Origin of the sequence: Anaeromyxobacter diazotrophicus, from assembly GCF_013340205.1 — a bacterium.
GTDB classification, from domain to species: domain Bacteria; phylum Myxococcota; class Myxococcia; order Myxococcales; family Anaeromyxobacteraceae; genus Anaeromyxobacter_A; species Anaeromyxobacter_A diazotrophicus.
In genome coordinates this window covers 60534-74285 of the sequence record NZ_BJTG01000003.1, presented here as the reverse complement: position 1 = coordinate 74285, position 13752 = coordinate 60534, and the positions used below count along the sequence as shown (strand labels likewise).

Genomic DNA, 13752 nt, shown 5'->3' with positions numbered 1-13752 from the left:
CGTCCGCTCAGATGAAGGTGCCGGCCGGCGTCAGGGGCGACGCGGGGAACTCGGGCGCCGCGCAGCCGATGCAGGGGTGGCCCGCCTGCGCGCACCAGTTCTTGCCGTTGTTCCACTTGTGCTTGGGGCACATCGCCATCGTCACCTTGCCCTGGCAGCCCAGGTTGAGGAGGCAGCCCGGCTCGCCGAAGGCCTTCGCCTTGGGCAGGTGCTTGCGGGGGCAGGTGAAGTGGACGGTGTGCGGGAAGCAGGTGCCCGGACGGCCGTCCAGGTCGAGCGCGTACTCGCCGCCGGCCAGCAGGCCCACGATGATCTTGAAGAGCTGGTCGGGCGGCGCCGGGCAGCCCGGCACGTTGATGACCGGCTTCGCCGTCTTGCCCTGCAGCACGGTCGAGAGCGGGGTCACGCCGGTGGGGTTGGCGCCGGTGCCGGCCACGCCCTTGTAGGCGGCGCAGGTGCCGACCGCGAGCACGCGCGAGGCGCGCGGCGCGAGGTCGTTGACCGCGTCGAGGAGCGTGATGGGCCGGCCGCCGCGATCGCCGATGGTGCAGTACCGGCCGCCCGCCGCGACCGGGACCCCGCCCTCCACCACCAGGATGAACTGGCCCGCGGCCGCGGCCTGGTCCATGGCGCGGATGGCCTGATCCGCGCCCGCCGCCATGAGCAGCGCGTCGTACTTGGCCGAGACCTTGTTGAGGAGCACGTCGCCGACCGTGGTCGGCGACACCGCGTTGAGCGCGGCGATGGAGCACCCCGAGCAGCTGGCGCCGTGCAGCCAGATGAGGGGCGGCGAGCTCTCCGCCGCGAGCGCCTGCTGCAGGCGGAAGAGCCCCGTCTGCGACAGCCCGAGCGCCGCCGCCGAGCTGGTGCTCCACTTCAGGAAGTCACGTCTCGTGAACATGCCGCCCTCTCCGGTCTCGCCAGGCGTTCACCGACAGTGGCCGACGCTCGATTACTGAGAGTCGAACTTCCCAGAGGCTAGGACACCCCGAGTGGAGCTGTCGATGTGTGTCTGGGAATACAGCGTCAAGTTGCCCAGGGTCACTCGGACACCGGATGCGTCCGTGTGCGCGCGCGGCGGAGCGGGCAGGGCCGGAGCCCACCTCCCCTCACCGGCTGGCGGCCGCCCGGCGGCGCGCCCGCCCGGCCGGCCGGCGGAGGGGGAGACGCTCCGCGCGGCCTTTTCGCCGCGCAGCCCGTGGTGTATGGCTACGCGCGTGAAAACTCTGACCGAGCTCAGCGGGACCCTGATTCGCACGGCTGCGGCCGCCATCGCGGAGGCGAGGCGCTCGCTCCCGGCCGAGGAGAAGCCCTCCGAGGCCCCCGCGGCCGCGCCCGCGCAGCCGGCGGAGGGCGCCGCGCCCGAGGCGGGCGGCGAGGCCGCCGCCCAGGCCGCGCCGGAGCCGGCCGCCACCCCCGCCGCCGCGGCGCCCGAGGCGAAGCCGCAGGGCAAGCCCGAGCCGGCGCCGGAGAGCGACGCGGTGAAGGCGGCGCTCGACGAGGCGGTCGCCAAGGCCACCGGCTGCTCCGGCGATCGGCTGACGATGCTGCGCGCCGCGGTCGAGGCCGTCGGCCGGCGCACCGAGGACGTGCGCCTGGTCCGGGTCTTCGGCAAGGAGGAGCCGCTCAGCGGGGCGAAGGCGATCGGGGAGCACCAGTACCTGGTCGACTTCCACCCGCAGCACATGCGGCAGGTCGGCGGGTCTCCCAAGGACGAGCGCGGGCGCGGCGGGAAGCGCGGCGGCGGGCGCGGCGGCGGTGGCGACCGCGGCGGCGGCAAGGGCGCGGGCGCCGCGACCGGTGGCTTCTCCATGGACTCGCTGCGCGACGACCGCAAGAACGAGCGCGGGGGCGGGCGCGGCCGCCCCGGCGCCGGGCGGCGGCCGGGCGGCGGCGCGGGCAAGCCGCCGGGCGGCGGCCCCAAGCGCTAGCCGCGCGAGGCCGGACGCGCCGAGGGCGCTGGCGTGCTCGCCAGCGCCCCCGCCCCACCCTGCTCTGGACTCCGGCGACGCTCACTTCTCCGAGCGCTTCGCCGCGATCTCCTTCGCCAGCGCCTCGGCCTTCTCGTCCGCGGCCGGCTTGCCGGTGGCGCCCTCCTCGGGCGGCTTGCCGGTGAGCGCGGTCGAGCCCGCCGGCATGGCCGGCGTGGCGACCGTGGCCGCGACCTCCTTCGCGCCGCCCGCCATCGCGCGGAGGAGCGCCTTCACCACCACCCCCACGCCGATGAACGGCAGCGCCACCACGAAGAGGCCGCCGAGGGCCGGCGCCGCCGCCATGACGACCAGCGTCGGGACGCGGGCGAACTTGTTCCCCGCGCCGCCGGGGAGCGCGCCGCCGTCCCGCGCCACGTTCGCGAACGCGAAGCTCCTCGCGTCGATGTAGTAGCCGCTCTTCACCGGGGTCCCGCCTGCGTAGGTCTTCGCCATGGCCACCCTCCTTCGCTTCGATGATGAGAGTGTGCGCCTCCCGCGGCCCCGCCGAAATTGGGCCGATCACCGAAGGTGCGACGTATGAGTCCGGTGCCCCGCATCGGGTGAACGCCCGAGGCGCGCGGCGGCCCGCGCAGGGCGCCGCGGGCGGGGGCGGCAGGGGAGCGCGGGGGCCCAGGGCGGCCGGTTCACAGCCCCGGCAGCCGCGGCACGAGCTTCTTCTTCGAGAGCTTGTAGTAGCCGCCCCAGCCCTTCTTGAGCCAGTGGCCCACCACCGGCAGCGGGATCATCCGCTCGCCCCGGCCGTCGCGGTGCACGTACGCGGCGCCGTGGCCCATGTCGAGCAGGCAGGTGATGCCGACGTGGGGCAGGTAGCTCTCCCGCTCCGCGCGGCCCTCCTCGGCGGCCGCGATGTTCCGGGCGGCCACGCGCGCCATCACCTCCGCCAGATGCCCCTGCTTCGCGCGCCACTCCGGCCCCTGCAGCGCGGCGGCGTCGCCGATCGCCCACACGCCCGGGAAGCCCGGCACCGCGCAGCCCGGGTCGGTCTCGACGAAGCCCGCCTCGCTCCTCGGCAGGTCGGAGGCCTTCACCACCGGGGCGCCCTCGCCCGCGGGCAGGAACACCACGAGGTCCGAGGCGAGCCGAGCCCCGTCCTCGAACAGCACCGCGCCCGGCTCGAAGCCGGCGATCTTCTTCCCGAAGCGCATCGCCACGCCCACGCGGCCGAACATCCTCTGGATGGCCGCGACGGCCTTCTGGCCCATGCGCTCGCCCGGGCTCGCCATGGGCGCGAAGAACGTCAGCTCGAAGCGGTCGCGCAGCCCGCGCCGCCGGAGCAGCGCGTCCACGTTGAACATGAGCTCGAAGGCGGGGCCGCCGCGCGCGGCCGAGGGGTCCTTGGGGTTTCCCCCGAACCCCATCGCGACGCGCCCGCGCCCCTTCGCCATGAGGGCGGAGAGCGCCGCCGCGAGCCGCTGCGCGCCGGCCGGATCTCCGCCGAGCGAGAAGGTGTGCTCGACGCCCCTCGGCCGCAGCTTCTCGCCGCCCACGGCGACCACGAGGTGATCGGCCTGGAGCTCCAGGCCGTTCACGGTGGCCGAGCGGCGCGCGCCGGAGAGCGCCTCGACCTCACCGACCACGAAGCGGAACCCGTGCCGGCGGGCAGCGTCCGCCAGGTCGAGGCAGACGTCGTCGAGCTGCCGCTCGCCGGTCGCGACCCAGATCGAGATGGGGTAGATGCAGAGCGCTGGGCGATTCGAGACCAGGGTGACGTCCAGCCCGGCCCGCCGGAGCTGGATGGCGGCCTCGAGCCCGGCGAAGCCGCCGCCGGCCACCAGTGCGTGCTTGGACATGCGGGTGAGAGCCGGCCGAGCCGCGGAGGACTCGGGAGCGTGGCCCCCGGCGCGCGCTCACCGCCCGCCGGCGCCCCGCGCCCTCCCCGCGCTCCGGCGCTCGGTCCCGTCCGGCCGCAGCGTCGGCGGGACCGGCCGGCCTGCGGCGGCCAGCCGGAAGCGCTCGCAGGCCTCGAAGCGCGCCTCGCAGTACAGCGCGCGCACCACCCCCGCGCTGGGCGCGAAGGTCACGTGCGCGAACACCGCGTCGCACATGGCGCGCTTCGGGCAGCCGCCTCCGGATCCGGCGCCGGCGGCGCTCATGCGGCGATCTCGACCGCCTCGGTGGCGAAGCAGGTGAGCACGAGCAGGCTCGTCTTCTGCCAGCGGCGCCCCGGCGCGACCAGGAAGCGCAGCCGGTACTGGCGCTCCGCCGGGAGCTGGCGGATGAGCTCGATCCAGTAGATGAAGGACTTGAACCCCGACGAGTTGCAGAACTCGAACTCGCTGAAGTCCACCGTCACGACCTTCGCGCCGGTGCGCCCGACCTCCTCGTGCACCGCCTCCACGAACGGGTTCAGGACGCTCGCGGGGTTGGGCGTGCTCACGGTGCCGAGGAAGCGCACCACCGGCGCGGCGCCCGAGGTGGCGAGCGCCGCGGAGTACTTCTGGTCGCTCACCTGAAAGCTCGCCCCGGCTCGCGCGGCGGCGGTCGTCGACTCACCCATGGGATGCTCCTGTGGCAGCCGCCAGCGGCGGCGGATTCAGTTGTCCGAAGGCCTTGACCGTCAGGCGGCCGGCCTCCGTCGTTACGTCGAGCTCGAGCTGCGCCTCGTACCGGACGCGGGCCAGCCCCAGCCCGCCCCGCGCGCGGGGGTCGGCCGCCATCGTGTGCAGGTAGCTCGCGAGCGGCGGCTCGGCCTGCAGCGCCGCCAGCCGCGACCGGAGCGCCTCGGGGGCGCCCGGGCTGCAGTCGTTGGTGAGGCTCACCTCCACCGCGTCCCGCCCGGCGTCGATGGCGAGCCGCAGCTCGATGCAGGCGGAGGTCGAGTGCGTGATCGCGTTCTGCATCAGCTCGTGCGTCGCCAGGGCGAGCTGTGACTCGCGCTCGGGGCTCACCCCGGCGCAGGCGCAGAACGACTCGACGAAGTGGCGCACCTCGTCCACGAAGACCCACACCGGGCACATCCGGAGGAAGAGCAGGATCGGCTTGGGCGCGCCGCGGGCGGGCCCCTCAGACGGTGTCATCGGTCTCCCTTCGCCGCAGCACGACGGCGGTCATGTCGTCGTCCTGGACGGACGCGAAGCGCTCCACCGACGCGAAGACGCTCGCCAGCACCTCGGGCGCGCTCGCGCCCGCGCGCCCGGAGAGGACCTCGACGAGCCGCTCCTGGCCGTACAGCGCGTCGCCGGCCCCGCGCGCCTCCACGATCCCGTCGGTGGTGAGGCAGAGGAGGCCCCCCGGCTCGACCTGGAGCTCGTACTCGACGAGGTGCCGCCGGACGTCCTCCATGACCCCGCACCAGGGGCCGGCCGGCTCGACCGCGTCGACCCGGCCGCCCGGGCTCGCGACCAGGACCGGCTGGTGCGCCCCGGCCGCGACGAAGCGGCCGGCCCCGGCGTACCGCGCCACCATGAGCGTGAGGTAGTCGTCCCGGCCCATGCGCCGGCGCACGTTCTCGTGCAGCACCCGGTTCACGCAGGCGACCACCTCGGCCGGCGCGCCGTGGGGCGCGCTGGTGATGGCGGCGTGGGCGGCGGCCTGCGCCATCAGCATGATGAGGCCGGCGTGGAGGCCGTGGCCGGACACGTCGCCGATGACGAGCCAGAAGGTGTCGGGGAAGGCCAGGATGTCGTAGAGGTCGCCGCCGACGTCCTCGGCGGCCTTCATGCGCGCCGCCAGCTCGAACTCCCGGAGCGCGGGGGCGCGCGGCAGGATCGCGGTCTGGATGGACTGCGCGATCTGCATCTCGCGCCGCAGCGCCTCGGTCCGCTTCAGCTCGCCGTGCGAGCGCTCCACCTCGGCGACCATGGTGTTGAACGACTGGACCAGCCGCCCCAGCTCGTCGCGGTAGGCGTCGGGCAGGCGGGTGGTGAGGTCGCCCGTCGACACGCGCACCATCGAGGCCGCCACCTCGGCGAGCGGCTGCGCGGCGCGGCGGAGCGCGGCGATGCTGGCGACGCTCGCCCCGGCGAGCACCAGCGAGAAGATCCCGATGAGCAGCCGCCGCAGCCGGCGCAGCGTCCCGTAGGCCTCCTGCTCGGAGACCGCCATGAGCGCGCTCCAGCCCGGGGTCTCGGCGCCGGGCGCGGTCCGCATCGCGAGCCACCGGCCGCCCCCGGCCGCGTGGCGCTCGAGGCCGCGGCCGCCGTCCTCGCCCGGCGCCAGCAGCGCCTCGACCGCCGGGGCCGACACGCCCGGCAGCGTGGTGACGAGCCGCCGCTCGGCGTCGGCCACCACCGGGACGTAGGCCGGGTCCGCGCCGGCGATCTCGGCCAGGAGCCGGCCCACCGCGGGCCGGGAGACCACCCCCACCACCACCCCCACCAGGTCCCCGGTGAAGTCGCGGACCGGCGCGGCCAGCACCAGGGCCGGGCTCTCCTCGGCCGCGGCGCCCAGCGCCTGGGCCGTCGCCACCGTCACCGCCAGCTTCGCGCCGCCCTCGACCTCCGCCACCGCCCGCAGCGCCACGCGCCGCCCGCGCAGCGCCTCGAGCGACCTGCCGTGGCGCTCGCCCTCCGGCGCGGCGTGCACGGCGCAGACGACCCGCCCCCGGGCGTCGAGCAGGGCCGCCACGGCGAACGCGCCGCCCTGGTCCTGGATCGAGCGCAGGAGGTAGTCCTCCGCGAACTTGGGGTCGCCGGACTCGAGCGACAGCTGCATCGCGTCCGCCTCGGCCCAGCTGCGGGTGGTGAGCGCGCGCTCGCGCTGGAAGCGCTGGGTGGCTTCGAGCACCTCCCGCGCCCGCGCCGCGAGGTGCGAGCGGGTGGCGTCGAGGACCACGCCGCGCGCCACGTGCTCGAATCCGACCATCGAGAACGCGAGCGCCGCGCCCACGACGACCACCGTCGCGGCGAAGAGGCGGAAGCGCAGCGAGCTCTGCGCGTGGGCGAGGGCGAGGGCCACCGTCGGCGTCCGGTCAGGGCTGCTCGCCGCCGCCCTTCGGGGCGGTCCGGGAGCTGTAGTACTTGAGGAAGTCGTAGAGCGCGACCGCCTGCTGCTCGTTGATGCCGGAGTTGGGCCGGCGGATCATGCGCTTCATGTAGCGCTTCCAGTTGGTCGCGTCGTACTGGGAGTTGATGGGGCGCGACACCGGGTGGCACTTCGCGCACTTCACCTTGAAGAGCGCGTACTCCTTCTGCTGCGCCTCCGGGTAGTCGGACACGTCGATGGTCCCCGGGCCGTCGTCGCGCGGGTCCCAGTCCGCCTGCTGGCCGAGCGCGAGCTGCAGCGCGAGCGCGGCCCCGAGGGTGGCGGCGAGCATCAGAAGCTCCCCCCGATCCCGGCGTGGGTCGAGTGGATGGCGCCGATGCCGGTCATCTCCCAGTACTCGTAGCTCGCCTTGAGGTAGAGGGAGGCGGCCGGCGTGATCATGAGCCCGGCGGTGTACCGCTTGATGCTCGCCTCCGGGCCGATGACCGGCAGCGTCCCCGGGACCGGGATCCCGAGGCGCTCCATGCGCTCGACCCGGTAGACGGCGCCCACCCACTTGCCGAGCGGGTGCTCCAGCTCGGCGTACCAGCCGCGCTTGTCGAAGTACGGGTCGATCACGTCGAAGCGGTACCCGGCCGCGCTGCGATCGACGTCGGTCCTGCGCGCCGCGTACTCGGCGCGCACCACGCACGGGCCGATCCGCGTCTGCGCGTCCACCCCCCAGGCCTTGTAGCCGAGCGTGCCGGCCTGGTCGTAGCGGCCGCCGGTGAAGGAGCCGCCCAGGCTCACGTCGCCGATCACGAAGGAGGGATCCTGCTGCGACCAGGTGAGGGCGAGCCGCGCGCCGCCGCTCGGCACGCGGTTGTTGTCCGCGTAGTAGGACGAGCGCATGGAGGCGAAGTCCACGTCGTTCGAGCCCCGGAGCCCGGCCACCCCGTAGCCGCCGTACCAGACCTGGACCCGCTCGCCGATCCAGGTCTGGCCGTAGACGACCACGCCGGTGTCGACGTAGGGCGCGGGCACGACGCCGAGGTTCCACCCGGTCCGGTCGCCGTAGGGGATCCGGCCCATGTCGAAGATGAGCGGCGCGCTCACCGTGCGGTGGCTCGAGGGGTCGACGCGGTTCGCGTACTCGCCGAACGGCACCACCACCCGGCCCGCCGACACGTTGAAGTAGGCCTTCGGCGTGTAGTCGAGGCTGAAGTGCTCCATCTCGATGCCGTGGCAGCTGAAGCAGGCCTTGGCCGAGATGGCGAGCTCGTCGTGGACGTCCACCGACACCTTGAGGGCGCCGTCCGGGGTGATGGTCCCCACGGTGCGGTCGCTGGCGGCCTTCTTCGAGAGCCACCACTGGTCCACGTAGATGGAGCCCGACACGTTCACGGTCGAGCGCGCGCCCGCCGGCGCCGCGGCGAGCAGGGCCAGGCCGAGGAGGGCCGCGGCGGCGGCGCGCAGGAGGAGGCGTTCAGTCATGGGAGGCTCCGGCGAGGATCCAGCTTTCGAGGGCCGCCTGGTCCTCGTCCGACAGCGGGTGGGCGTTGAGCGGCATGCGGGTGGCGACGCCGCCCACGCCCGAGGCGGTCCCGCGGACCTTCAGGACCACGTAGCTGTGGTCCGGGTTCCCCGGGTCGACGAGCGGCAGGGAGGGGACCTGGAGGGCCGGCTGGCCCACCAGGGCGTCGTAGGCGTACTGCGGGTCGAACGAGTCCGGCGTGTTGGCGGGCGGGTGGCCGGTGTGGCACCCCTGGGTGGCGCAGCTCATCGCGAAGACGGCCGAGACGTCGGCGTAGGTCGCCGCCGGGCCGCGCGCGGCGGCGGGGACGGCCGCGCCGGTGCGTGGCCCGCCGCAGGCGAGCGCGAAGGTGAGCGTGAGGGCGGCTGGGAGGGCGCGGGTCATTGGAGGGGGAACTGCGCGTCGTTCGGGTCTGACGTCACCAGGTCGCGGGAGAGCTCGAGGGTCCAGACGCCGTTCGCCCAGGTGCCGCGGGCGCTCACGTCGCCGCGGTGCGCGCTCGGCCGCTGGAGCGCCGCGCCGGGGAGGGTCGCGCCGGCCGAGGCCGCCGCGCCGGGATCGAAGGGCACCGCTGCGGGCGCGCCGGCACCGCCGAGGAAGAGGAAGGCGGGGCTGGCGTCGATCCCGTCCGCCGACATGAAGAGCGGCGCCGGCGCCGGCGCGTCGTCGTCGCCGGCGTACGGGGGCGTGCTGCACGGCGGCGCCTCGCCGCCGGCGCACAGCTGCGTGCAGGCCGGCGGGTCGGGGCAGTCGCCGTACAGGCCCGCCTCGTCCCAGGAGGCGTCGTCCGCCAGGCCGAGCGGGTTCGTCCGGCCGGCGTGCCATGCCCACGAGTCCGCGCGCAGGCCCGGCGCGGCGGCGTGCATCGTGAACCGGTAGGCGAGGTCGTCGGGGGTGGTCGCGCCGCGCCGCTCGCTCACGTGGCAGGCGGTGGTGCAGCCCGAGGCGGCGCGCCCCGCCGCGGCGGGGTCGATGAGGAAGGAGAGGTAGACGACGTCCTCGTCGGTGGTCCGGCGCGCGAACGCGCCGAGCCCGGTGGCCGGGTCGACCCGGTAGATCCAGTCGTGGTGGGCGAGGCTCTGCGTCGAGTCGCGCCACTGGAGCTGCAGGTAGAGCCGCTGGTCGTCGTAGGCGGCCTTGATGTCCACGTCGTAGATGCCGTAGTCCCAGACCTGCAGGTAGCCGAGCGCGGCCTGGAACTCGGTGTTCCAGGCCTCCTTCGACAGGCCCACCGCCTCCGCCGCCGGGACGAGCGGGACGGTGCTGGCCGGGATGGACGTCCAGTCCACCGGCTGGCCGGCGGCCGGCGGCCGCGCCAGGCGCTGCGCCACCACGGTGAAGGGCCCGGGCGCCCCGCCCAGGAACTTGAGGTGGACGGTGGTGGCGGTCTGCGGCGCGCCGCCGTTCCCGGGCGGGCCGCCCACGACCGGGATCCCGGGGTTGCCGTCGATGATCCCGACGCTGAACGTCACGTCGGCCGGCGCCCGCTCGACGCGCGGCGAGGAGCAGCCCGCCAGCGTCGCGAGGAGCGCGGCGGCGCCGAGGCGCCGGGCGAAGGCGGAGAGGGAGGTCATGGGAGGCTCACCCCGTGGACGGCCGCCACCGGGCTCACGCCGTCGCGCCCGTGGCAGGGGAGGCACTGCTCGACGTTGTCGAGCGTCGTGAACTGCCGCGAGTGGGTGAGGGCCGCCTGCGTGTCGTGGCAGCCCATGCACGCGGCGGTGATGGGCGGCGTGTGCGGCTCGTTCGGCGAATGGGTGCTCGGTGCCGGAGCGGCGGGGGTTCCCTGGTGCTGGAGGTTGGGCGTCTCGTTCGCGACGGTGTAGGCCTGCCTCGAATCGATGTTCTCGATCTCGAACGCGTTCCCGACGTGACACAGCGTGCAGTTCCGGATCATGTTCGGCATGGTCACGTCGTCGAAGAAGTACGGGCTGCCGAAGACGATGACGAACGGCTTGGCGAGGCCGAGCGAGGCGCTGCCGGTCCGGTACCCGGTGTGGATCCGGTGCTGCATCACCTTGAGGTGCACCGAGCGCTCCTCGATGCCGTCGTAGGTGGCGGCCACCGGGAGCCCGGTGGTGGCCGAGGTCGTGACCGTCGAGAGGTTGACCATGCCTGACTTGTCGGCCCGCTTCGGCCTCGAGCCGAAGTCGGTGAAGTCGGCGGTGTGGCAGGTCACGCAGTACTGCACCTGGTTGCGGCTCCCGTGCATCTGGAGCCGCAGGTGGCACACGTTGCACTTCGCGGTGTCCACCACCCGCCGCCGCGGCACGGGCGTGCCGCCCGGCCAGACCCCCGCGGCGAGGTCGACGTACTGGACGTCGTTGTCGGTCGTCTCGGCGAGGGTCTCGCCCGTGTACGGCCACGTGAACTTGCCGGTGTTGTCGTAGACGGCGGTCTTGACGCTCCGGCTGGCCGTGATCACGACGGTCCACGTGCCGGAGGCGGTCGCTGGCAGGGCCTTCGTGAAGGTGTAGGAGTACTGGCCCTTGACGACGGGGTCCTCCACGGCCAGGCGGGGAGGAGACGAAGTCGCGCTGGTCGAGTCGCTGACGGTCGGGCTGGTCCTCAGGTACTCGGTGGACGGGCCGATGAGCGTGAAGCTGACGCTGGCGAGCGCGCGCGGAACCGGGCTCGCCCGGCCGCTCCGTCCCGCGTCGGCCAACGGGACGGGCGCCGTCAGCGACGGCGTGAGCGGGCCGTTCAGGTCTCTGGCCGAGAAGGTCACAGTAGGGAAGCCGCCCGCCACCATGCCGCTCACCGCCACCAGCTTGACGGAGAGTGTGTTGTAGTATGGGCTCTTGAAGGGGGCCTGGTGCGCCTCGGAGTGCGGCACGATCGCGCCGGGGTCGACGTGGCAGCCGGCGCACCGCGTGTCGTCCGCCTGCGGCCCACCGGGGTGGGCGAGGTGGACCGGGTCCGTCGGGCCGTCGCCATACCAGAGGTCGGGGTGGCAGCCCTGGCAGGTCCGGCGGGCGATGGTGGTCACCACCTCGCCCTGCTGGGCCGCGCCGGCATGGCAGACGTCGCAGTTGCGGTAGTCCTGCCCCGCGGGCAGGTAGACGAGGCCGGTGGGCTGGTTCCGCGCCGGCTGGTTGTTGTCGGTCCGCGAGATGACCTGGCCGAAGATCATCTCCCCGGCGCCGTTCTGATCGTCGACCACCGAGAACTTCTGGCCGAGGAGCGACTTGTTGCGGTTGGCCGCGAAGGGGAGCGGGAGCGCCACCGCCGGCGCGGGCGGGGGGAGCGCCGGCGCCGGCGCGGTGCTGCTCGACAGATAGAGCGTCGGCAGCTGGCGCCCGCGGTGGACGCGGTGGATGAGGCGGCCGAACTCGAGCGGGTTCGGGTTCGTGGCGGGCGTCGCGCCTGCCATCGCCGCCGGGTCCACCGTCTCGGCGTCGGCGTGCTGGTAGGTGTGGCAGGTGACGCAGAGCTTCCAGCCGGTGCGCGAGCGGTTGTGCCCCTGGCGCAGCCCGTGGCAGTGGTTGCAGTTCTGGTCGAGGACGAGCTCGCGCGACCGCGGCGCGCCGCCGGCGGGCACGAAGTCGAAGGTCGAGCTGGTGTCGGGTGTCCCGGGGACCACCTCGCGCAGCCACACGCCGACGCGAAGCGTCTCCGCCGGGTCGAAGCCCTCCGGCAGCGCGGTCGCGAAGGTGTAGCGGAACGTCCCCACGGAGAGCTCCTGGACCGTGCCACCGTCCTCGAACCAGGGCTGCCGCGACTGCTTCGCGACCAGCTCGGGCGGCGTGCCCGGGCCAGCGACGGGGAGCTGCTGCAGGAGCTCGTCCCCGACCAGCAGGTAGCTCCGCCACGCGGGCAGCTGGCTCACCGGCTCGGTGGCGAGGCCGGCCAGGGTCCACGAGGGCGCCATGGCGCGGGCGGCGGGGCCGGGCACGCCCTCGCCGCCCCGCGTGACCGAGAAGCTCACGACCACGTGCCGGGCGCCGTCGACGCTGGCCCCGGTGATCTCGATGCGCGGCGCGGCCGAGGCGGTCGCGCCGACGCGCGGCTGGCTGCAGGCGGCCGCGGCGACCGCGACCCACAGTCCGGCGGCGATCGAGGATGTGCGACCCATCACCACCTCCGGCGCTCCGCCTGCGTTCGCGCTTCACCCGCCGCGGCGTCCCCGGTGCAGCCGCCGTGCCGCGCGCGCGGCGCCCCCGGCGCGAGGCGCTCCCCGGGCGCGCGCCTGCTCGCGGACGGTGCGTTCGCCTCGGACGGACCCCCGAGCGGCGCGGCGCGCCTGGGCGCCGCGCCGGGCCCGCCGCCCGACCCTGGGTGAACGATGGAACCTGTGCCGGATCGCGCAGGACGAATGGTGAAGTCGCCCGATCGGGCGGCGCGGGGCCCGGAGCGCTCACCCGCGCCACGGCCCGCGCGACGCCTTGCCCGCGGCGCGCCTCGCCGCTACGTGGAGTCCGCGGCCGCGGCGCGGGCGGCGCGCGCCGCCGGGAGCTCGAGATGAAACTCGATATGGGTGGAGGGCGGGGGCGGAGGGCGTGGCTCGCGCTCGCGGCGCTGCTGGCCCCGGCCCTCGCCTGGGCTGGCCCGCCCTACACCACCGACGACCCGGAGCCGGTCGAGCTCCACCACTGGGAGGTCTACCTCGCCACCGTCGACCAGTGGTCGCGCGAGGCCGGCTGGAGCGGCACCGCCCCGCACCTCGAGGTGAACTACGGCGCGCTGCCCGACGTGCAGCTCCACGCGATCGCGCCGCTCGCCTGGGCGCACGCGCCCGGAGGCGGCACGTCGCTCGGATACGGCGACACCGAGCTCGGCGCGAAGGTGCGCTTCGTCCACGAGGGCGAGCGCGTCCCCCAGATCGGCGTCTTCCCGCTCCTCGAGCTCCCGACCGGCGACGCCTCCCGCGGGCTCGGCGCGGGCCAGACGCAGCTCTTCCTGCCGCTTTGGCTGCAGAAGAGCTTCGGGCCCTGGACCAGCTACGGGGGCGGCGGCTACTGGATCAACCCGGGGCCGGGAAACCGCAACTGGTGGTACTTCGGCTGGCAGGCGCAGCGCCGGCTGGGTGAAGGGGTCGCGCTCGGGGCCGAGCTCTTCCACGGGACGGCCCGGCAGGACGGAGGCTCGGGGGAGACGCGCTTCAACGTCGGCGTCGTCCTCGACTTCGGGGAGCTGCACCACGTGCTCGTCTCGGCCGGGCGCGCCCTCGACAAGCAGGCCGCGCAAGCTTACCTCGCGTACCAGCTCACGTTCGGCCCCGGCGGCGAGGCCCCCGCGCCGGAGGACGGCCACGAGGGCCACTGACCGCGGCGCCCCCCAAGAGGTCCTTCGGTGTGACGGAGAGCGAGCGATAAGAACGTT

General features: G+C 74.6%; 14 protein-coding genes. 2 read left to right on the top strand and 12 right to left on the bottom strand.

Annotated features, from left to right (window positions below):
• Nucleotides 1-7: 7 nt before the first annotated feature.
• The gene (locus HWY08_RS06335) at nt 8-901 is read right to left on the bottom strand and encodes a hydrogenase small subunit (protein ID WP_176064025.1); all 894 of its coding nucleotides are present in this window, start codon (nt 899-901) and stop codon (nt 8-10) included.
• Nucleotides 902-1217: 316 nt separating this feature from the next.
• Here HWY08_RS06335 and HWY08_RS06330 point away from each other — a divergent pair, with 316 nt between their 5' ends.
• Nucleotides 1218-1931 (top strand): translation initiation factor 2, encoded by a 714-nt coding sequence (locus HWY08_RS06330; protein ID WP_235969530.1) that lies wholly within the window; start codon nt 1218-1220, stop codon nt 1929-1931.
• An 81-nt stretch (nt 1932-2012) separates the two neighbouring features.
• On the opposite strand, the gene HWY08_RS06325 is transcribed toward HWY08_RS06330, so the two are convergent.
• From HWY08_RS06325 to HWY08_RS06275, 11 genes are all read right to left on the bottom strand, one after another.
• Entirely contained in the window at nt 2013-2426 is a 414-nt protein-coding gene (locus HWY08_RS06325) for a hypothetical protein (RefSeq protein WP_176064024.1), read from the bottom strand.
• A 191-nt stretch (nt 2427-2617) separates the two neighbouring features.
• Nucleotides 2618-3784 (bottom strand): NAD(P)/FAD-dependent oxidoreductase, encoded by a 1167-nt coding sequence (locus HWY08_RS06320; RefSeq protein WP_176064023.1) that lies wholly within the window; start codon nt 3782-3784, stop codon nt 2618-2620.
• Nucleotides 3785-3841: 57 nt separating this feature from the next.
• The gene (locus tag HWY08_RS06315; RefSeq protein WP_176064022.1) at nt 3842-4087 is read right to left on the bottom strand and encodes a hypothetical protein; all 246 of its coding nucleotides are present in this window, start codon (nt 4085-4087) and stop codon (nt 3842-3844) included.
• Nucleotides 4084-4491 carry an STAS domain-containing protein gene (locus tag HWY08_RS06310; protein WP_176064021.1) on the bottom strand — a complete coding sequence of 136 codons (408 nt, stop codon included), beginning with the start codon at nt 4489-4491 and terminating at the stop codon, nt 4084-4086. The genes HWY08_RS06315 and HWY08_RS06310 overlap by 4 nt, the downstream gene beginning before the upstream one ends.
• On the bottom strand, nt 4484-5011 hold the full coding sequence (locus HWY08_RS06305; RefSeq protein WP_176064020.1) for an ATP-binding protein: 528 nt from the start codon (nt 5009-5011) through the stop codon (nt 4484-4486). The genes HWY08_RS06310 and HWY08_RS06305 overlap by 8 nt, the downstream gene beginning before the upstream one ends.
• Nucleotides 4998-6890, bottom strand: a complete 1893-nt coding sequence (locus HWY08_RS06300; protein WP_235969495.1) for a PP2C family protein-serine/threonine phosphatase — start codon at nt 6888-6890, stop codon at nt 4998-5000. Before HWY08_RS06300 ends, HWY08_RS06305 begins: the two co-directional genes overlap by 14 nt.
• A gap of 13 nt (nt 6891-6903) precedes the next feature.
• Nucleotides 6904-7248 carry a hypothetical protein gene (locus HWY08_RS06295; protein ID WP_176064019.1) on the bottom strand — a complete coding sequence of 115 codons (345 nt, stop codon included), beginning with the start codon at nt 7246-7248 and terminating at the stop codon, nt 6904-6906.
• A complete protein-coding gene (locus HWY08_RS06290) occupies nt 7248-8390 on the bottom strand; it encodes a hypothetical protein (protein WP_176064018.1) in 1143 nt (380 codons plus the stop codon). The genes HWY08_RS06295 and HWY08_RS06290 overlap by 1 nt, the downstream gene beginning before the upstream one ends.
• On the bottom strand, nt 8383-8814 hold the full coding sequence (locus HWY08_RS06285; protein WP_176064017.1) for a hypothetical protein: 432 nt from the start codon (nt 8812-8814) through the stop codon (nt 8383-8385). Before HWY08_RS06285 ends, HWY08_RS06290 begins: the two co-directional genes overlap by 8 nt.
• Nucleotides 8811-10004: an ethylbenzene dehydrogenase-related protein gene (locus HWY08_RS06280; protein WP_176064016.1), complete on the bottom strand. Its 1194-nt coding sequence runs from the start codon at nt 10002-10004 to the stop codon at nt 8811-8813. The genes HWY08_RS06285 and HWY08_RS06280 overlap by 4 nt, the downstream gene beginning before the upstream one ends.
• Entirely contained in the window at nt 10001-12505 is a 2505-nt protein-coding gene (locus tag HWY08_RS06275; RefSeq protein ID WP_176064015.1) for a multiheme c-type cytochrome, read from the bottom strand. The genes HWY08_RS06280 and HWY08_RS06275 overlap by 4 nt, the downstream gene beginning before the upstream one ends.
• 386 nt (nt 12506-12891) lie before the next feature.
• Between HWY08_RS06275 and HWY08_RS06270 the strand changes: the two genes are divergently transcribed.
• Nucleotides 12892-13695: a hypothetical protein gene (locus HWY08_RS06270; RefSeq protein WP_235969494.1), complete on the top strand. Its 804-nt coding sequence runs from the start codon at nt 12892-12894 to the stop codon at nt 13693-13695.
• Nucleotides 13696-13752: the final 57 nt, after the last annotated feature.

Coding starts and splice junctions, on each gene's coding strand:
- HWY08_RS06335 (WP_176064025.1), bottom strand. CDS start 901: ATGTTCACGAGACGTGACTTCCTGAAGTGGAGCACCAGCTCGGCGGCG.
- HWY08_RS06325 (WP_176064024.1), bottom strand. CDS start 2,426: ATGGCGAAGACCTACGCAGGCGGGACCCCGGTGAAGAGCGGCTACTAC.
- HWY08_RS06320 (WP_176064023.1), bottom strand. CDS start 3,784: ATGTCCAAGCACGCACTGGTGGCCGGCGGCGGCTTCGCCGGGCTCGAG.
- HWY08_RS06315 (WP_176064022.1), bottom strand. CDS start 4,087: ATGAGCGCCGCCGGCGCCGGATCCGGAGGCGGCTGCCCGAAGCGCGCC.
- HWY08_RS06310 (WP_176064021.1), bottom strand. CDS start 4,491: ATGGGTGAGTCGACGACCGCCGCCGCGCGAGCCGGGGCGAGCTTTCAG.
- HWY08_RS06305 (WP_176064020.1), bottom strand. CDS start 5,011: ATGACACCGTCTGAGGGGCCCGCCCGCGGCGCGCCCAAGCCGATCCTG.
- HWY08_RS06295 (WP_176064019.1), bottom strand. CDS start 7,248: ATGCTCGCCGCCACCCTCGGGGCCGCGCTCGCGCTGCAGCTCGCGCTC.
- HWY08_RS06290 (WP_176064018.1), bottom strand. CDS start 8,390: ATGACTGAACGCCTCCTCCTGCGCGCCGCCGCCGCGGCCCTCCTCGGC.
- HWY08_RS06285 (WP_176064017.1), bottom strand. CDS start 8,814: ATGACCCGCGCCCTCCCAGCCGCCCTCACGCTCACCTTCGCGCTCGCC.
- HWY08_RS06280 (WP_176064016.1), bottom strand. CDS start 10,004: ATGACCTCCCTCTCCGCCTTCGCCCGGCGCCTCGGCGCCGCCGCGCTC.
- HWY08_RS06275 (WP_176064015.1), bottom strand. CDS start 12,505: ATGGGTCGCACATCCTCGATCGCCGCCGGACTGTGGGTCGCGGTCGCC.
- HWY08_RS06270 (WP_235969494.1), top strand. CDS start 12,892: ATGAAACTCGATATGGGTGGAGGGCGGGGGCGGAGGGCGTGGCTCGCG.